Here is an 18,149-nt window from a genome sequence, read left to right as displayed (position 1 = left end):
GACAATGCCTATAAGGAACTGGGGCATCATTTTAAATCAGTTCCTAACGATCTATGAAAAAAGGGTCAGACTTTAAAAAAGTCCAACCCCTGTTATTTTAAACTTACACACTTAGTGGGATAGTGTCGGCGAATTAGACAGTAAAATTCTAAACTCTTAATTTAAAATTGTCCCCCAGAAATTTTTTAAAGTCTTTTTTATTAATATATACTTAGTGCTTTTTTTAGTGCTATAAAATTTTACGTGTACATTAAACTATTAATTGTAGAGATTTTTCATGTTTAGACTTTTTGAACTTAGTCCAAATTTGTCAAATTTATATCTCATAAATTTAGAATACCTATCTTCATGTGTTGACATGATAATTTGTTGGTCAGAAAAATTATATTTTAACAGTTCTACTAATGAGTGTGTATTAATCTCATCTAATGTCTGAACAGGGTCATCTATCAGAACAACCCCAAGTTTAGAGGTGTTATAAACTTTATTAAGAACCAGCATTAAAGATATTACAGTAGCTGATAATTGTCCTGAACTTAATGTATAAGACGCCTCCTGTTCTCTGTTTAGTGGTTTTATTTTAATTTGAGGATCAACATTATTAATATCAGCATCAAACATTAACCCTGAACCTAAGGAATGTTCTTGTAATATTTTTCCTGTATAAATATAAAATGGTATACTAATGGTAGAAATTATATTAGTTAAATATTCTTTTATTTTTGTATCCAAAATTCCTTTAATCTTCTCAACTCTTTCCTCCACTGATTTTAATTTCTTCAATCTGCTTGCTAATTCACTAATAGTATTTGTAGTGAACTTATGAAATAAATAGTCAAAATATTTTATCTTATCTTCTATTTTACCTCCGTCAAATTCTTTTAAAGCACTTAAATTATTATCAAAATACTTCTTGAAGTCTGATTCAACTTGACTTATATTAATACTATCGTCAATGCTTGGAATAATACCATCAATTATATTTCGAATACGATCTTCTAACTCAGATTTATTTTCTATAGTTCTTTTATTCACTATAGAGAATATCTTCTCTTTCTCATCTTTTTCTAAAAATTCAAAAAACTCATTAAAAGTTGAGCTTAGAAGTAACTCCTTATCCTTAACCAAATTATAAAATTGAATTTCAATTAGTTTTTCTTTAAACTTTGAAATAGACTCATTTTTTAAAATTATTTTGCTCCTAATTTTATTAAGAAATTCTTTTTTCAATCTTTCCTTTTCATCTTCAAGTTTTTTAGAATTAGCATTGAAAGATTGAAGTATTTTAACCTCTGTTTCTTTAATTTGCTCAATCAACTTTTGATGTGTCTCCCATTCAAATCCACAAACAGGACATTCACTGTCATTAAGATTCAACTCTTCATAAAAGGTTTTATAATAATCGACCAATGAATCTCTTCTATTCTTTAAATTATCTAATATTTTATTTTCCGTAGACAAACTTTCTCTTAATGATATTATTAAGTTGACTATAGTTAAAAACCTGTCTTTTTCATTTTTAAGATTTTCTATTGTCTCTAGAAAAGATAATGTGGTTTTATCTTTTAAGTTTGTGTAGTGTAGAGTGTCAATCCATTCAATAATTTTTTTATTACTTTCAATATTAGCATCTACTTCACGTCTCTTTTTATTTTCTTTGTCTAATATTTCAATATTATTTACTGACCAATAATACTTAACTAAATCTTTAATAAAATTATCATTATTTTTTAGCTTAGTTAAGTAAATAGCCTTCTTAATTTTAGATATATTATCCTTATTTTTAACTAGATTTTTTAAATTATCCATCTCAGACAATAGTGTGTTTCTAACATCAAAGCTTTTCAATTCAAACCCCTCTTGATCCCAATGCAAATCTACCTCATCAAGTAATTTCTTATACTCAAATTCTCCACTAAAGCCTATGAGCTCTTTAATCTCTACTTCTTTTTCATTTACGCCTTCACTTATTGAAGAAATTTTACTTCCAATCGATTTTAAAAAATTACTCAATAAATTTAATTCGGCAATTTGTTCCTCCACTCCTAATAAGCCTGCTAATACTTTATATTTATCTTTAGGATTCTTTTTTAAGAAAAAGGTATTTTCATCCTGTTCAACGTAATTAAATACATTAAACAAGTTAATATTGTAGTACCTTAAAGCTTCATTGATAGTAATATCAATTTTTTCGTTATTTAAATTGATTGTTAAAGACGAGGAATCATATATCTTTTGTGGGTTGTTTCTTATTGATTTTTCATCTGGAGATGATTCAAAGAACCTAGAAATCTCTAACTTATCTTTATTCTCATTCTCTAATGTAAGGGTTAATTGTATTGGTAAACTTTTATCATTATGAATTGGACTATCTGTATAACTATAATTTCGTAATATGTTATTATTTTCTTCTATTCTTCTTGGTTTACCCACAATTATAATTTCAATTGCATCAAACAAAGTAGTTTTACCATAACCATTTGGACCATCCAATACTACTAAATTTTTATCATCAATATTATAAATACCGTGTTCAATAAACTTATAGTTTTTTGCTTCTAATTTAGTTATTATATATTTTTCTTTACTCATCCTCTAAATAATCTATTTTTCTTAAAAATTCCTCTACATCTATAGTCGACTGATAATTCCTAATAATTTTATTATATAAATCAGTGCTCTGATTATCTAAGGAAGACATAAAAAGTTCCTTAACATCTACTAGGCTTTCTTTTTCATCACTGCCCGTTTCATAATTTAGGAAAGGAATTTTTATAAAAAGTCGTAAAAGCAAAATGTACCAATCATTATTTATTGAATTATTTAAACAATCACTATTTATAACTGCCAGCTCATTTAGACTTTGAACTATACTATTCAAATTGTTTTTACTCAATTCTTCAGAAAGTTTTATTTTCGAATTTTCAGAATATGACAAAATATATTTCTTAGTTATCATATAGTTCTCTTCAGCCTTTTTGAACGGAAGTAAGTCATCATCATCCATATGCTTCAACACAACTACACAAGAAAGGTTTAAATCTAAATATCTTTCAGCGTATTTTTCAAGCTTTTTTGCTTGTACACTTCTTACTAAATCGTTTAAAGAAAACTCAATGTCATTGATATTATTCATTGGACTTATCAAATCTTTATAATCACTAAAGAGAAATAGATGAAAATCATCTTTATTATCATAATATGAAAATATAAAATCAAAACCTTCGTAATCAAAACTAATATACTTTTGCCCTGTTTCTTCTATAATTTTAGAAATAAGATTCTTCATAATCATTCTAGTTTTTTGATAGCATTTCCAATACTTATTAAACCAAATAGTTTTTCTTCTCCTTCCAGAACAATGCTTTTCCCTTCAGGCATTGTTCCATTAATTTCTTCAACATTAAAAATACTTTTCAACACTTCGCTCATTTCCTTCTTTGATCTATTTAATGATCTAGTTACATAAAAATCAGTGTCAGTAGAAATTGGAGATTTAAAAAGCTCTTCACACTCTTTTTGAAATTGAATTCTCTCAATCCTATCAGCCATGTCATAATTCACAGTATTAGTTGTAAGTTGATATTGTTCAAAGCCTGCCTCAACTTTTAAGCTATAGCACAACTTTCTGTATAAAGGTCTTCGAGATATTTTTCTCAGAGCTTTTCCAATTACTCTCTGAATGTCCCGCTTTTTTGTATAATCAGCCAATGACATCCGTAGGTTGCTACCAACTTTTTTAGTATTGTTAATAAATTCAACAAATAGATTTTTAAATTCTGTTTTGTCTAAGATTTCCAATTCAGAAATCGCATTATCCAACAAATTAAATTCTTGAATTTCTTCTTCTAATGTCAAATCTAATTCAGCTGACGTTTCACATAATGCCTCAAAAAATAATTTTTCAATTGTATGCCAAAATAAATTTTCATTGAGTGCTAATGGTGCTTCATCTAGCCAATTCGAAATTTCAGTAAAAGGTATTTCCCTTATTAAATTTTCTCTGTGTCGTTTTTTCACATAATCGGCAATTTTTTTACTACAGTAAGTTAATTTATTTGCTATATCGTCATCAGATAAATCGTCGTTATTTAAAAAAGCAATAATTGAATCATTCAATTTTTCGTTAATATTTGCCAGAGTATACTTACCACTTACTAAGTTATCTTGAATGTGAATAGAATTAATAACACCACTGAATTTACTTTTATCTATACCTTCCTTTTGAACGTATAAATAATTGTTCTGTGGATGGTCTGGAAATCTTTCCATCATATCATCCCACGCTTTCTTATAGTTTGTATAATGATGAGCAGTATATGCTTTTACTTGAAAATACTCTATGTTTTCAGTATGTAAAGAGAAGTCTTCATCTTCTTCTAATCTTAGTTTATAGCTGTTTTCATTAGTGCCTAAACCAATTTCATGCATTTTTTCAATTGCTTTACATAAAGCAACATCTCCTTGAAATATATATCCAGACCAACTGGAAGTTGCATCAGTACTCATTTTATAGTTTTATAGTTTTATAGAAAATAGAAATTAATTGGGAAGTAATCAAAGTTAACAATAATTTTGAAACTCATATCATAACCCTATATTTATATAATGGAATGGATTAATGCATTTATAACAATTTTAGCTGTCACAATTGGGTGGGGTCTAAATGAGGCATCAAAAATTTGGAATGGAAAAAGGCAAGATAAAAGAAAGTTAAAAAAACTTCTTTTTTATCTGCTCGAGCTTAGGTTTTATTTAAGCAAAGAAGATAATAAAGAATTTAAAATTAAAAAACTTACATCTAGGTTTATTGAAAAATTCAAACTTGAATTTAATTTAAAGGAAGATGACATTGATTTGGATAATGTAAAGAATTTTCTTTCTTCAATATCATTAAACGATAACGAAAATAATAATCATTTTGAATTACTTGAAAAAAACATAGATATAGTAATTGAAGATTTGTCAGAAATATTCCCAATAATGGCTTATGAACTTAATGGTCAACATAAAATTAAAGAACGATTAAGGAATACTGACAGTAATATAGAAAAAGTGAACACCTATTTAGGTGACTTTCCCTTAAATTTAAAAGAATGGTTAAAACCAAAAATAAGTAACCAACTTATTGATGATATTGATGAAAGCATTTTAAAAATTGCTAAAAGAATTAATAGTAAGACAAGGTCTGATGCTAAAATGAAATTGGCAATTCTAAATAATGAAGATGAAGAGAACTTGGAAGATATAGACAAATTCATAGAGGATTATATTGAAAAAGTGAAACACTTGATGTAGATTAAAAAAAACCTTTAATTTTATAGAATAGAAAACGTTCTTAACATATAAAACAAACGATAGGCATTAGCCATCTTCGACTTTAGTAAAAACTGGTAATTTTTAAATGGAAGTAAAAAGATGATGAGCAAATGCCCATGCTATGGGCATGGGCTTGGTTCACTTTACTTTCAGGTATACCAGTACCTTACTAAGGGGTGGATTATAGTACCATGCCTTATTCATTTTAATAATCTCAACAAAGGTACTTGGTTGAATATTGCTTTACAGATGAAGCATACTAATCCAAAAACCGTATTGACCCTTTAAATAAAATTCTTTTCCGTACTTTTTTATGCACTCAAAGTACACTCGTTCATATCAAACAAAACAAGACGGGTGGTAATAAGAGACTTGTCTTTACAATTCACAAAGTCATAAAACATAATTATAATAGCCAAATAATCAATAGCCTGTTTATAAGTAATTAAACTTTTTAAAGATGAAAAAAACTAACTTATTGCTATTAATATTTCTTATAACTCTTGTCGGAGGATATGCATATTTTGAAAGAAAATCTGAGCTTTCAAAAAACCCATCTAGAAATATTGAAAAAGAAAGCAATCAAAATTCAAGTAATTTGTTACACAAAAAACTTTTAGATGAAGAAGAGTATAGGTTTTACTATGAGCAAACCTCAGACAGCTCACATGCTAAAAGATTATATAGAGCTGAAATGCATATTACAAATATGATGAGGTTAAAAGAACTTTATGAAAGTACAGAAAATGTTGGATTAGCTGATAGTTCTTATACAAAGAATGGAAAAAAATACATTAGATTTATTTTTGGATTAAAGTCAGACCCTAATCATAAATATGCTTATGACATAACTAAAGATGATAGAAGAACCTATGTTTACGAAGTAGACCCAAATATTGAGTTTAAGGAAAAAATCCCCGTAGAAAGTAATTTGCCAAAAATGAACACTGAGACCGAGTTGAATGTGGCTAATACAGACACAGACTATAATACCGAAAGATGGAGAAAAAAAGCCTTCAATATGGCTTTAAGATATCTTCAAAAAGTAATTCCAAATTCAGAACCTGAATGTAAAGTAACAAGTCAAGGGATTTATCAACCTAAATTAGTTTCTTACTATGGTCGTGGGGTTTTTAAGGTAATAGCCCCTACTAGTTTTGATTGCGATAATGATTATATCAATAGAAAGGTATTTTTTATAACTATGGTTCATTATCCTGAAGGCTGGGATGCGACAGTTACAGGGCAAAAATTTCTGGATTAATTGTCAGGGCCATATAAACATGATTGAATGTTTCATATTATAATCAATTCAGATTCAATAAGATTATTTCCCTTATATTTAAATTCAGGTTGCTAATTATAGTAGATAAATCACAAGTTTTAGTCACAAATTAGTCAGGGCATTATAATCAATTTAATATAAAACAAGCAATAGCGGGTGTTTATGTTAGTTAGTTTTATTTTTTCCGCAAATGAAACCTGAAAAGAAAATCACCGTTGAATTGAACGACGAAGAAAAAGCGGTTTTTGAGTTGCTGAAAAAAGCCGACAAAATAGACCTCAACGAACTCAAGGAGCAAAGCGGCCTCAGCAACAAAAAATGGGACAAAAGCATCAAAGCCTTGACCAAACACAAACTCGCCAAAGTAAACAAAACCGATGAAGGGCTGTTTGTGGAGTTGGTGGAATAATTAAAATTATTCATGCATAATATCATTCATGACCGTCAGGTCGAGTATTTTTATTTGACCTGACAGGGCAAGTGAAAATGTATCGAGACCTCTGTACAAAAAAAAGCGGCCCCCATTATAGAAGCCGCTTCGTAAACATCAAAACCGGAACATGCCTGGCACATTCCGGTTTTGAATTATTTATTTCTCTTTCCTGTCCAAAAATTTGATGTCCCGGGTGTTTTTCTGTACCGCCACGGCCGAGAAAAGTGCCAATACAAAAGACATCCCGTAAAAGCCTTTTTCGCTCAGTTCCATATCGGCGTTCCACAAGCCAATTATCAACAACAAAATGGAGGCGATGGTGGTAAACCAACTAATACCGTAGTAAATTTCGGTCACTGGAATGCCTTCCTGTTTGTCCCGCACACTTTTTTGCACAGAGACCACCGAGAACAAACCGAACAACAAAATGGTAAAGTAATAGCCCTTTTCGTTCAGCCACATATCGGCATTCCACAAGCCTACACAGTACGATATCATCCCAATAAAGAGTGCGGTCCAAGCGGCCGAGATAAATGCCGAAGTGGGTTTACAGTTAAACGCTTCTTCTTTTTTCTTTTTAGAGGTAAACACATTTTCGGTTTCCCTCCCTGTATTCATTTTTTGATTTTCCATAATTAAACGTTTTGATGTTTATGTTTTATTATGGTACAAATCTGCGAAAGTATCGGGCGTTAAAAAATGTATGTTTTTACAAAAACTTACGATTGGAAAATATATATTTATCCAAAATATTACTCAATTAAGATATTTAAGCCTATTTAAACCAACGATTAAATGAAAGATATTTCAGTAATAATCAATACGTTTTCTAAGGAAGACAAGCAGGAATTTGTACGGTTTCTGAAGAAAAAGAACCAGCGGGGCGATGTAAAGAACCTGCAACTTTTTAAATTGATTGATACTGGCAAACAGCAGGACTTAGATATTTTATTATACGGAAAACCGTCCAAAAATGCCTATCACGCCCTATGCAAACGACTCCGTGATAGCCTGGTGGATTTCACGGCTTCCAAGGGTTTTTCGGGGGAAACTTCTGAAGAAATGGAAATCATGAAGTTGCTATTGGCCGGCAGAATATTTTTAGAGCAAAAACTGAACAAAACCGCATTTAAAATATTGGCAAAAGCCGAAAAAGAAGCCCTGGCATTAGATTTACATCCAATCCTCAATGAAATTTACCACACCAAAATACAATTTGCACACCTAAACCCCAACGAAACCTTGGAAGAAGTGATACAAGCTTCCCATACCAACATGGAACGGTTTAAAAAACAGTTTCAACTCAACATGGCGTATGCTTCCATAAAAAAGCAATTGAAAAATCCGGGCGATACCCCCATTACAGAAATTATATTAAAACATTTTACGGTCTTTAATATCAAGGTGGATGCGACCCTTACCTATAAGTCCTTGTTTCAGTTACTCAATATTACATCGACGGCAGCGGCCTTACAGCGCAACTATCACGAAGTTTCGTCTTTTATGATGGAGATTTACAATATCATTTCAGAAAAAAAGGGAATGGCCCAAAAACACCTTTTTTACCACATAGAAATACTGCAACTAATGGCCGTTGGCAGTTTCAGAAACAAGGATTTTAAACAATCTAAAGAGTTTGTTGCAAAAATGGAAGCCGAAATGCAAAAGAACAATCGCCAATATTACAGACGTTTCAAAGACAAACTGCTGGTGTTAAAAGCGATGAACCTAACCTATACGGGCTACGTAAACAAGGCCGTGCATTTGCTCGAAAACTCAAAAAACATATCGCTTGACAGCCAATTGACCCTTTGTATGTGTTTTTTTCAGCAAAGTGAGTTCAGCAAAGCGTATCAAGTATTCAAAAACTTTACCCACAGCGACCATTGGTACGACAAGAAAATAGGTTGGTTATGGGTGCTTAAAAAGAGCATCATCGAAATTTTATTGCTTGTGGAGCTCGATAAACTGGACCTAGTGCTATCGCGCTTGCAAAGTTTTAAAAAACGGTTTGCAAAACCCCTTAAAAAAGCAGGGGAAGAACGCGTATTGACCTTTATGAAACTGGTTTCAGATTATTATGAAAACCCCGAACAAGTCACCACGGATACGTTTAAAAATAAGGTGGAAACTTCTTTTGATTGGGTTGGCACACACCAAGAAGATATTTTTGTGATGAGTTTTTATGCTTGGCTAAAGGCTAAAATAAACAATACCAACCCCTATAAAACAACATTGGAGTTGGTATCATAAAAAAACACCGTTTACAATACAACCTTTATCTTTTGGCTTAGACGGCTCAATATTTCTATTGATAACTGTAAACAGTGTTTAATAAGCTTAACAAAAAAGGGTTTCTCTCCTGTTCTCTTAACAGTCTGATTGTCAAACAAAACCTTTCAAAAAAAATAGTGTTTTTTTATCTGTAAATTTAGAACCTATATTTTTAACACCTTGTAAAACAGCGGTTAAAAAGAAATAGCTATTTTTAACCAAATTAGTTCAGCAAATGAAACCATTTCTACTCAAAATTTTTTCGGCTATTTTTATGTCCATCCTTGTTTCCTGTGGCGGTGATGATGATTATACCCCTTCGGAAACAGCGGACACCGAAAATCCCACGCCCCCCAAAAACCTTAGAACGACCAATAAAACGGAAAACAGCCTTCAGCTCAATTGGGACGCCGCCACCGACAATGTAGGTGTGGTAAAATACGCCGTTTTTCAAGATGGCACTTTAATTAACAATGAAATTACCAGCACTTCCCTGCCCATCACAAGCTTAACTCCAGAGACCGAATACAGCTTTTCCGTCATCGCTTTTGATGCCGAGGGAAATGAATCTAAAAACAGTGAGATATTAAAAACCTGCACCCTTGCTGAGACCCTAACCTACAAAACACATTTATCTGAAATGGGCGTATTCAGCGGCCCGCTTTCCGATTTAAATCCGGCAGGTGACGTTCAGCTTTATGAAATAAACAGCACCCTGTTTACCGATTATGCTAAAAAACAACGCTTGGTGCGCCTTCCAAACTGCGAAACCATGCGATACAAAGGAAATGATCTCTTGCCAGATTTCCCCAACAACACCTTAATTGCCAAAACCTTTTACTACAACAAGGACGAGCAGGATCCCAGTTCGGGCAAATTGATCATCGAAACCCGTATTCTATTGAAAATCAATGGTAATTGGCAGGTAGGGAATTATATTTGGAACGAGGCCCAAACCGAAGCTGTTTACACCGAGAACGGCAGCGTAAAACCCATTAGCTACACGAATGAAGATGGCGATACTTTGGATATAAACTATGAAATCCCTTCCAAACAAGATTGTTTTACATGCCACAATAACGACAACACCACCTTACCCATTGGGATGAAACTGCGCAGCATGAACTTTACCCCTTCTTATACCAGTGAAAATCAATTGGTCTATTTGGAAAGCATTGGGATGCTGGAAGGTACTGCTTCAGAAAATATAAGCACCTTGCCCGATTGGACCGACGAGGCACTATACAGTATTTATGAGCGTGGCAGGGCCTATATGGACATCAACTGCGCCCACTGCCACCAACCTGGCGGCTCGGTAACAAATTTCAACCTCGATTTCAGGTTCGATACACCTTTTGAAGACACGGACATCTACGCCAGCCGCGGTGAAATTGAGGCACGGGTACAAAGCACCGCCCCAGTCTATAGAATGCCGCAACTGGGCCGCACCATCGTGCATGAAGAGGCGGTGACCATGTTGCTTGAGTACTTAGAAGCGATTGAAAATTAATACCTTATTTCTGGACCTGTAAGTAGGTGTCTCAAAAGTCACTTTAGCTGTCCATCCGAGCGCAGTCGAGAACTCCAGACGGTTAAGCCCCAATAAGGTCTCGACTGCGCTCGACCAGACAAACCAATCTATTTTTACTTTTTAGACGCCCTTTTTTTTTATGGCTGTTAATCAACAAATTAAACCAAACTTAAAAAAACAAGTCATACTTGTGTTGAACTTAAAAATATGAAATCATGAAAAATGTATTGATTATCTACATGGCCATATTGGGTTTTAGTGCTACGGCCCAAAGGCATGAGGCCCCAAAAAGTGCACCTAAAGCTGAACTAAAACAAAACCTAACAGCCGAACAAAAAGCAGCACTGAGGACAAAAAAAATGACCTTGGCCCTCGATTTGACTGAAAAACAGCAAAAAGAAGTAAAACAACTGTTTTTGAAAGAAGCCAAAGCACGGAAAACGGTTAAAAAAGACCGCAAAAACCAAAAAAAACTTTCAGCTACCGAACGATTTGAAAGAAAGTCGCAAGTAATGGACAAACGGATAGCCCACAAAAAAGAGATGAAATCCATTTTAACCGAAGCACAGTACACCAAGTGGGAGCGGTTTGCAAAAAAACGCATGAAACGACGCAAGCAAAAAAGAAAGGATCATCAAAACCACGGATAATCCCTCAAAATATTAAAATTGGCTTAATTTTTGGACTATATCCATTAAAATTGGTTACTTTGGTAATCAATCATTAAAAATGAACGATATGAAAAACATAGTCAAAATACTCGCAATCGCTTTGATAATGGTAGCTGGCGTACAGCATACCACGGCTCAGAGCCTGTCGCAGGATTCAGATAGGCCAGAAGTGATCGCCAAAAAGAAAGTAGCCGATATTTCGGCAAAACTGGATATAAACGACAGCCAACAGCGCGCGCTTTTCAGGTATTACACCTCTTACGAGATGAAATACAAAAAGAACATTGCTGGCAAAGACCTAAACCAACCTAAAGTCGCAGCCGAGAAAAAAGAATATTTGGATGACTTAAAGACCAATGTTAAAAAAACATTGAACGACGAACAATACAAAACTTGGTTGGGCATGCTCAAAGAGTAGTCTTACAATTGCAATATAAAAAAATAAACCCCTCCTTAGCAGAAGCTTTGGAGGGGTTTTTTAGTTCGTCATTTCAAATGTGCTTACCTTTAAACCTGTTTTGTTTTGCGATTTGGCAACTTCTTGCGTGGCAGTCACTTTGTACCCACAAGAAAAATCATAAAAGCTTTGGCATTAAGCTGAAAGTTCATCCTCAAAGTGTTCCTTCCCCTCTTAGTAGGAGAAGGAGACAAAAAATGACGTGTCAATAGGTCTATGGAATTAATTCTATTGGTGTTCTCTACAGTGTTTTAGCAACCTTGCCACACGCTTCGATAGTGGCATCAAGGTCTTCGTAAGTTAACGCATCGGTTAAGAACCAAGTTTCAAAAGCACTGGGGGCAATGTAAATCCCTTCGTTCAACAAACCATGGAAAAACTTCTTAAAGGTATCGTTGTTTGCCAAAGCAGCTGTTTTAAAATCGGTTACGGGCGTTTCAGAAAAATGCACCGAAATCATCGAGCCTACCCGGTTAATGGTATGGGTAACTTCTGCCTGGGTGAGTTGTTCGGCGATTCCGTTGTGCAAATATTCGGTCTTTTTTTCCAAGGAAGTGAATACTTCAGGCTTACTGTTCAATTCAGTAAGCATCGCCAAGCCTGCTGCCATAGCCAACGGATTTCCACTGAGCGTTCCGGCTTGATACACCGGGCCTTCGGGTGCCAAATAACTCATAATCTCGGCCCGGGCGGCAAAAGCCCCTACCGGTAAACCGCCGCCTATCACTTTTCCGAAGGTAACAATATCGGCATCCACTCCGTACCGTTCCTGAACCCCGCCTTTTGCCAGACGGAAACCGGTCATCACCTCATCAAAAATCAAAAGAATATCGTTTTCATTACACAGGTTTCGCAAGCCTTCCAAAAACCCTTCCGAAGGTGGAATACAGCCCATATTCCCCGCAACGGGTTCTAAAATGATACAGGCAATTTCCCCTTTGTTTTCTGAAATGAGATCGGCCACGTGGTTTAAATCGTTGTAGTTCGCCAATAGAGTATCTTTGGCAGTCCCCTGGGTGACCCCGGGGCTATTAGGCGTTCCAAAGGTAACGGCACCGCTTCCGGCTTGTATTAAAAACGAATCGCTATGCCCGTGGTAACAGCCAGCAAACTTGATGATCTTGTCTTTCCCGGTAAAGCCACGAGCCAAGCGTACCGCACTCATACAGGCTTCGGTACCACTGTTAACAAACCGTATTTTATCGATATTGGGCACCATGGAAACAGCCAAGGAAGCTATTTCGGTTTCTATTTCGGTAGGCATGCCAAAAGAGGTCCCTTTTTTAGCTTTATCGACTACCGCTTTCACTACTGGTTCGTAAGCATGGCCTAATATCATAGGGCCCCAGGAGTTGATATAGTCTATCAATTTATTGCCATCGGCATCGTACAAATACGCACCTTTTGCCTTTTCTACAAAAATAGGGTCGCCACCAACGGCCGTAAAGGCTCTCACAGGAGAGTTGACACCACCGGGTATCACTTGTTGTGCCGCTTTAAAAAGGGCACTGCTTCTTTTATAAATCATAACAATTACTGGTTTTTTACTTCGTGCAAGTACAATACTTGCCCAATGGATATGGTATTGTCCTCCAATCCATTGTATTGTTTTAAGGTATCGACCGTTATATTGTAACGGCGCGAAATGCTGTACAGGGTATCGCCCCGCTGTACGGTATAGGTTTTAATTTTGGCGTTGGCCACATTGGTTTTTGCCGTTTTTGTGGTACCGCCCAATACAAGGTCGTCGTAATGGGTAAGACCATAGCGCTCAATAATGCTTATCAGTTTATGGGGATAACGCGGATCGGTGGCGTAACCGGCTTTTTTCAGGCCTCTTGCCCAGCCTTTGTAGTCGTGTTTTTTCAGTTTAAAAAGGTCTTGGTACCGGCTACGTTCAGTTAAAAACAACGAGTGGTCCCTGAACGAATATTTTGGGTCTTTGTACTTGCGGAAACATTCCTGCAGTTCATCATCGTCGTGATACACACGCCCGCCGGTCCAACCGTGGCATTTAATGCCAAAATGGTTGTTGGCCTTGCGGGTCAGTTCGCCACGGCCAGCACCGCTTTCCAAAATACCTTGTGCCAAGGTAATACTGGCAGGGATGCCATACTGCTGCATCTCTTCCATGGCTATCAAGCTGTAGTTATCGATGTAGGTGGTAACGATTTCGGCATAAGACGCATTGGGCGGCGGGGTTTTTACTTCGGTCTTTTTGGGAAGTTTAATGTCCCCTTTTTGGGAATTTCGTATAACCACCCGTTCGGTACGGGTTTTGTTTTTTGAAGCAGCCGCTCTTTTTTTAGATTTGCAGCTACCGAAAAATAGGGTGCTGATTAACAATACAATGCAAATTCGGTATAGCATATTAACAAATTATTTGTGGCAGGTTTTTCTTTTTTAAACGTTGGTTCATTCCGGCAATGCCTTGCAGCCCTCCCGTATGGACGGCAAAAATACGGCTATTTTCCTTGAAATGCCCAGATTTGAGCAAGTCAACGATGCCAAACAACATTTTTCCGGTATAGACCGGGTCTAAAGGGATGCCGGTTTTTTTATAAAATTCATTAATAAAACGCACCAATTGCAAATCTATTTTAGCATAGCCGCCAAAACAATACGTATCTGTAAGTTCAAAATTTTCCTTATCTGTATATTTTTCAATTTCTGAAAGTTGAAACGTTCCCTTCAAGGCCGAAAAACCAATGATTTGCTGATGGGGTTCTGATGCCTCTACGAGACCTGCCAACGTACCGCCCGTACCCACTGGGGCACAGATATAATCGGCATGTGTTTCAGTTCCCGCAAGTATTTCTGCACAGCCTTGTACGGCCAAGGCATTGGTGCCGCCTTCGGGCAAGAGGTAGAAGTTTCCGAAGTGTTCCCGTAACAGTTCTATTTGTGACGCTTTATATTTATCCCGGTACGCCTCTCTACTGATAAAATGCAGCTGCATCCCTTGTTGTTGGGCATAGCGTAAGGTAGGGTTTTCATGTATTTTTTCTGAAAGTTCTTCTCCCCGAACAATGCCTATGGTCTGCATTCCACATAGGGCACCGGCCGCGGCAACCGCTGCAATATGGTTGGAATACGCCCCGCCAAATGTAAGCAGGGTCCTATGGTTTTCTTTTACCGCTTGTTGGATATTGTATTTCAGCTTTCTGAATTTGTTTCCCGATACATACGGGTGGATCTGGTCTTCTCGGAGCATATAGAGCTGGCAAGTGGTGTCAACAAAAGCTGCTATCGGTACGCGCTGCAACGCCGATTGAAAGGGGGAAGTGAAAAAAGTGCTAACAGGACCTTTCATAAAGTAAAGCCTATACCGCTAAATTAAGCAAAACCGTGCGGGCGCTAAAATTTCGAACAGCATTTTAAAAAACAACGTACCGTCACTAACCAAAAAGCTAACCTATTGATTATTAATTTGTAGGATATTTCGTATATATCATAAAATTTACCGTATTTCATCGAGTTTTTTTGTTTTTAGTCTATTTCTTTCGTTATACTTGTTCATCCAAATCAATTGACAACTAACTACTTATGAAACCAACAACTATTTTTAAACAAACGCTTTTTTTAATAACGGTCTTTTTGGCCCTAACCAACGGGATAGCCCAAGTGGGCATTAACACCACCACTCCTGCGGGCGGTTCCATGCTCGATGTAAACAGCACCAATAAAGGGATGCTCGTGCCCCGTGTTGACATTGTCGATTTAAACACTATAGCCCCGGTAACCGGTGGCAACACCGAAAGCTTGTTGGTATACAACACCAACAGCACTACCGGCAAAGGGTTTCATTACTGGAATGGCCTGCGATGGGTAAATATAGGCAATACCGTGGACGACGATTGGTCCCTTACCGGGAATGCTGGGACAGACGAAGCAACAAATTTTATGGGTACAACCGACAATAGGGATGTAATTTTTAAAACCAATGGCAACGAAAACATGCGCATAAATTCTTCTGGAGGGCAATTGTTAATTGGAAAAACTACGCAAGGCTCGGCAAACGATCTGTTGCAGGTTCTCAGCGACATTGAAATTGGCGGTGCAGCATCCAACTTCGACTATGGTTCGGAAAATATACAGATGACCGGCCAGAGTGGCGAATGGAACATCAACGTCAAAAATCACCCAGACCCAAATAGTAGCAGTTTTTATATTGGAACAACCGAAAGGGAAAATACTGCAGGCTTGATAATCGCCCCAAACGGTGACGTAAAAGTGGGTAAAAGTAGTGACACTCTCCCGCTCTCCGAATTCCACGTAGTTAACAACCAACATAATAAGGCTACAACCATACGCATAGACAACACCAGCACAGTGCAAGACCACCCCCATACCGCACTGGAATTTTGGGACGGACAGACCCATTTAAAATCTTTTATAAGACACAACAACAGGAGCGATGTTTTAGAAATTGGTCATGATGAAAGTGATGGTATCGTACATTTCTATTCGGGCGACAGCAACGGTTCAAACTCTGCCATTACCATGACCATGGACAATGAAAACCGCGTGGGAATTGGAACGCAATCACCCTACGAAATTCTTGATGTAAACGGGGATGTGGACATCGGCTCAGGCACGACAGGCCACGATGGAGATGGCGAAAACATACAGTTTAGGGCGCAATCCCAAGAATGGTTTATTTCAGCTGAAAATGCCCCAACGGCAGAAGATTCCGATTTTTACATAAGTACAATACAAAGAGCAAACAACGCCCAGTTTAAGATTACCCCTGCTGGAAATGTAAATATTGGACGCGACACTGGCGGTGATCCACGAGACATTCTTCACATTACCAGAGACCAAGATGCAGCAACCACTATTCGCATAGACAACACCAACAATGGCACCAGTACCACCCACCAAGCTTTAGAACTTTGGGATGGCAGTAATACAGGCACAGTTTCATCTGGCTTGCAGGCTTTTTTCAGAAACAACAACAACTCCCATACGTTGCAGATTGGTCACAATAAATCTGACGGAGTGGTTGAGTTTTATTCCGGTAATAACCCTGGCTCAAACAGCGGTAATTCAAGGCTCAATATGACCCTACAAAACGATGGCGATGTTGAAGTGCACGAAGATCTTGAAGTTGCAGAGAGTGTGACAATAGGTGAAACGATAAAATTAAAACCACTTCCCGTTAAAGCAGCTGCAGATGGAGTAGCAGGTGAGATTTACTTTAATGGAGATGATAACACATTATACGTTCATAATGGAACCAATTGGGTAGCTCTTCATTAAAATAATTCTATATTCTGAAATATGAATTTTTCAAGAAAAAACACCATCACCCTATTAAAAGTATGCGCCTTCCTTATTTTTATAGGAAGAGGCTATCAGTTCCTCTTTTTCGATGCGCCTTTCAGGGCTTTGCTGTGGGACCACGGTTTAATGGCCGGCATCGTGGAGGGATGGTTCAACACCCCATGGCAAGACTATGTAACAAACCTTACCGTGGACAGCTGGATACAGCGCAGCATCCGCATCAATGGGGCACTGTACGTACTTGCCGGGATAGCGGCCTTGGCCATCAACAACAAAAACAAAAAATGGTTAAAACTGCCTATTATCATAGGAGCAGTATTGCTAACCGTACTTTCGGTTTTATTGATGAAAGCGAAGTTTTTCCACTACGCCCAGTTTTTTGAACACGCCATTCAATTTGCCACGCCACTGGTGCTGTTAATGGCCTTGAACGAACGTATTTCGCTTCAAAAAATAACGTTCACCTTAAAAGTGTTGATTGCCATTACCTTTACTTCCCACGGCTTGTACGCGTTGGGCTATTACCAAGTGCCCGGTAACTTTATCGATATGACCATTGCTTCCTTGGGCATTTCAGAAAACACCACGGTTACCTTTTTATACATTGCCGGTGTGCTGGACTTGGTACTTTCCGTAGCCATTTTTATCCCTAAAATTGCCAGGTATGCCCTGTTGTACGCTTTTATATGGGGCATTATGACAGCCTTGGCACGGGTCGTGGCTGGTACCTATATAGATTTCTTTGCCGACAGCTTGCACCAATCCCTGCATCTAACCATATACCGAATACCCCACGGTTTGGTACCACTCTTAGCTTTTTTACTTTACCAAAGGCAATTTAAAACACACGCAACCCCACAAAAAAATCACACTAACCCCGCATTAACATAACC

At 36.7% G+C, this 18,149-nt stretch carries 15 protein-coding genes and 1 pseudogene; 9 read left to right on the top strand and 7 right to left on the bottom strand.

Going from position 1 to position 18,149, the window contains the following annotated elements; all coding sequences use genetic code 11:
- Nucleotides 1-258: 258 nt before the first annotated feature.
- Genes DDV96_RS11090 through DDV96_RS11080 form a run of 3 tightly spaced genes read right to left on the bottom strand, consistent with a single transcriptional unit; the run spans nucleotide 259 to nucleotide 4,509 of the window.
- Nucleotides 259-2,592 (bottom strand): AAA family ATPase, encoded by a 2,334-nt coding sequence (locus tag DDV96_RS11090; RefSeq protein WP_116694832.1) that lies wholly within the window; start codon nucleotides 2,590-2,592, stop codon nucleotides 259-261.
- Complete coding sequence (locus tag DDV96_RS11085) at nucleotides 2,585-3,289, bottom strand: hypothetical protein (protein WP_133240843.1); 705 nt, start codon at nucleotides 3,287-3,289, stop codon at nucleotides 2,585-2,587. Before DDV96_RS11085 ends, DDV96_RS11090 begins: the two co-directional genes overlap by 8 nt.
- A gap of 2 nt (nucleotides 3,290-3,291) precedes the next feature.
- Entirely contained in the window at nucleotides 3,292-4,509 is a 1,218-nt protein-coding gene (locus tag DDV96_RS11080; RefSeq protein ID WP_116694830.1) for an ABC-three component system protein, read from the bottom strand.
- A gap of 99 nt (nucleotides 4,510-4,608) precedes the next feature.
- Between DDV96_RS11080 and DDV96_RS11075 the strand changes: the two genes are divergently transcribed.
- The 3 genes and pseudogenes from DDV96_RS11075 to DDV96_RS11065 all read left to right on the top strand — a co-directional run.
- Nucleotides 4,609-5,298 (top strand): hypothetical protein, encoded by a 690-nt coding sequence (locus DDV96_RS11075; protein ID WP_116694829.1) that lies wholly within the window; start codon nucleotides 4,609-4,611, stop codon nucleotides 5,296-5,298.
- Between the two features lie 481 nt (nucleotides 5,299-5,779).
- Nucleotides 5,780-6,583: a hypothetical protein gene (locus DDV96_RS11070; RefSeq protein WP_116694828.1), complete on the top strand. Its 804-nt coding sequence runs from the start codon at nucleotides 5,780-5,782 to the stop codon at nucleotides 6,581-6,583.
- Between the two features lie 193 nt (nucleotides 6,584-6,776).
- Nucleotides 6,777-7,013: pseudogene (locus DDV96_RS11065) on the top strand (lysine--tRNA ligase); the annotation flags it as partial.
- 180 nt (nucleotides 7,014-7,193) lie between these two features.
- Here the strand turns inward: DDV96_RS11065 and yiaA are convergent.
- The gene (gene yiaA, locus DDV96_RS11060) at nucleotides 7,194-7,670 is read right to left on the bottom strand and encodes an inner membrane protein YiaA (protein WP_116694827.1); all 477 of its coding nucleotides are present in this window, start codon (nucleotides 7,668-7,670) and stop codon (nucleotides 7,194-7,196) included.
- 162 nt (nucleotides 7,671-7,832) lie between these two features.
- On the opposite strand from yiaA, the gene DDV96_RS11055 reads away from it, so the two are divergent.
- The 4 genes from DDV96_RS11055 to DDV96_RS11040 all read left to right on the top strand — a co-directional run bounded on the left by DDV96_RS11055 (nucleotide 7,833) and on the right by DDV96_RS11040 (nucleotide 11,931).
- Nucleotides 7,833-9,290 carry a hypothetical protein gene (locus DDV96_RS11055; RefSeq protein WP_116694826.1) on the top strand — a complete coding sequence of 486 codons (1,458 nt, stop codon included), beginning with the start codon at nucleotides 7,833-7,835 and terminating at the stop codon, nucleotides 9,288-9,290.
- A 256-nt stretch (nucleotides 9,291-9,546) separates the two neighbouring features.
- On the top strand, nucleotides 9,547-10,821 hold the full coding sequence (locus DDV96_RS11050) for a fibronectin type III domain-containing protein (protein WP_116694825.1): 1,275 nt from the start codon (nucleotides 9,547-9,549) through the stop codon (nucleotides 10,819-10,821).
- Nucleotides 10,822-11,057: 236 nt separating this feature from the next.
- Nucleotides 11,058-11,492 (top strand): hypothetical protein, encoded by a 435-nt coding sequence (locus tag DDV96_RS11045; protein ID WP_116694824.1) that lies wholly within the window; start codon nucleotides 11,058-11,060, stop codon nucleotides 11,490-11,492.
- A gap of 88 nt (nucleotides 11,493-11,580) precedes the next feature.
- A complete protein-coding gene (locus DDV96_RS11040) occupies nucleotides 11,581-11,931 on the top strand; it encodes a hypothetical protein (RefSeq protein ID WP_116694823.1) in 351 nt (116 codons plus the stop codon).
- Between the two features lie 280 nt (nucleotides 11,932-12,211).
- Here DDV96_RS11040 and hemL read toward each other — a convergent pair whose 3' ends face one another.
- Genes hemL through DDV96_RS11025 form a run of 3 tightly spaced genes read right to left on the bottom strand, consistent with a single transcriptional unit; the run spans nucleotide 12,212 to nucleotide 15,283 of the window.
- Nucleotides 12,212-13,498, bottom strand: a complete 1,287-nt coding sequence (gene hemL, locus DDV96_RS11035) for a glutamate-1-semialdehyde 2,1-aminomutase (RefSeq protein WP_116694822.1) — start codon at nucleotides 13,496-13,498, stop codon at nucleotides 12,212-12,214.
- A gap of 5 nt (nucleotides 13,499-13,503) precedes the next feature.
- Nucleotides 13,504-14,340, bottom strand: coding sequence for a glucosaminidase domain-containing protein (locus tag DDV96_RS11030; RefSeq protein WP_116694821.1), 837 nt, complete (start codon nucleotides 14,338-14,340; stop codon nucleotides 13,504-13,506).
- Nucleotide 14,341: 1 nt separating this feature from the next.
- Nucleotides 14,342-15,283 (bottom strand): 1-aminocyclopropane-1-carboxylate deaminase/D-cysteine desulfhydrase, encoded by a 942-nt coding sequence (locus tag DDV96_RS11025; protein WP_116694820.1) that lies wholly within the window; start codon nucleotides 15,281-15,283, stop codon nucleotides 14,342-14,344.
- A gap of 233 nt (nucleotides 15,284-15,516) precedes the next feature.
- Here DDV96_RS11025 and DDV96_RS11020 point away from each other — a divergent pair, with 233 nt between their 5' ends.
- Nucleotides 15,517-17,232 carry a hypothetical protein gene (locus tag DDV96_RS11020; RefSeq protein WP_116694819.1) on the top strand — a complete coding sequence of 572 codons (1,716 nt, stop codon included), beginning with the start codon at nucleotides 15,517-15,519 and terminating at the stop codon, nucleotides 17,230-17,232.
- A 21-nt stretch (nucleotides 17,233-17,253) separates the two neighbouring features.
- The gene (locus tag DDV96_RS11015; RefSeq protein ID WP_116694818.1) at nucleotides 17,254-18,147 is read left to right on the top strand and encodes a hypothetical protein; all 894 of its coding nucleotides are present in this window, start codon (nucleotides 17,254-17,256) and stop codon (nucleotides 18,145-18,147) included.
- Nucleotides 18,148-18,149 lie beyond the last annotated feature (2 nt).

The organism is Marixanthomonas spongiae (genome assembly GCF_003095375.1).
Lineage (GTDB): Bacteria > Bacteroidota > Bacteroidia > Flavobacteriales > Flavobacteriaceae > Marixanthomonas > Marixanthomonas spongiae.
This window is presented reverse-complemented; position numbering and strand designations above follow the sequence as displayed.

What these genes read in the sequence shown, in the direction of transcription:
- DDV96_RS11030 (WP_116694821.1), bottom strand. Translation starts at nt 14,340, where the DNA reads ATGCTATACCGAATTTGCATTGTATTGTTAATCAGCACCCTATTTTTC.
- DDV96_RS11020 (WP_116694819.1), top strand. Translation starts at nt 15,517, where the DNA reads ATGAAACCAACAACTATTTTTAAACAAACGCTTTTTTTAATAACGGTC.
- DDV96_RS11080 (WP_116694830.1), bottom strand. Translation starts at nt 4,509, where the DNA reads ATGAGTACTGATGCAACTTCCAGTTGGTCTGGATATATATTTCAAGGA.
- DDV96_RS11055 (WP_116694826.1), top strand. Translation starts at nt 7,833, where the DNA reads ATGAAAGATATTTCAGTAATAATCAATACGTTTTCTAAGGAAGACAAG.
- yiaA (WP_116694827.1), bottom strand. Translation starts at nt 7,670, where the DNA reads ATGGAAAATCAAAAAATGAATACAGGGAGGGAAACCGAAAATGTGTTT.
- hemL (WP_116694822.1), bottom strand. Translation starts at nt 13,498, where the DNA reads ATGATTTATAAAAGAAGCAGTGCCCTTTTTAAAGCGGCACAACAAGTG.
- DDV96_RS11050 (WP_116694825.1), top strand. Translation starts at nt 9,547, where the DNA reads ATGAAACCATTTCTACTCAAAATTTTTTCGGCTATTTTTATGTCCATC.
- DDV96_RS11015 (WP_116694818.1), top strand. Translation starts at nt 17,254, where the DNA reads ATGAATTTTTCAAGAAAAAACACCATCACCCTATTAAAAGTATGCGCC.
- DDV96_RS11045 (WP_116694824.1), top strand. Translation starts at nt 11,058, where the DNA reads ATGAAAAATGTATTGATTATCTACATGGCCATATTGGGTTTTAGTGCT.
- DDV96_RS11085 (WP_133240843.1), bottom strand. Translation starts at nt 3,289, where the DNA reads ATGAAGAATCTTATTTCTAAAATTATAGAAGAAACAGGGCAAAAGTAT.
- DDV96_RS11075 (WP_116694829.1), top strand. Translation starts at nt 4,609, where the DNA reads ATGGAATGGATTAATGCATTTATAACAATTTTAGCTGTCACAATTGGG.
- DDV96_RS11040 (WP_116694823.1), top strand. Translation starts at nt 11,581, where the DNA reads ATGAAAAACATAGTCAAAATACTCGCAATCGCTTTGATAATGGTAGCT.
- DDV96_RS11090 (WP_116694832.1), bottom strand. Translation starts at nt 2,592, where the DNA reads ATGAGTAAAGAAAAATATATAATAACTAAATTAGAAGCAAAAAACTAT.
- DDV96_RS11070 (WP_116694828.1), top strand. Translation starts at nt 5,780, where the DNA reads ATGAAAAAAACTAACTTATTGCTATTAATATTTCTTATAACTCTTGTC.
- DDV96_RS11025 (WP_116694820.1), bottom strand. Translation starts at nt 15,283, where the DNA reads ATGAAAGGTCCTGTTAGCACTTTTTTCACTTCCCCCTTTCAATCGGCG.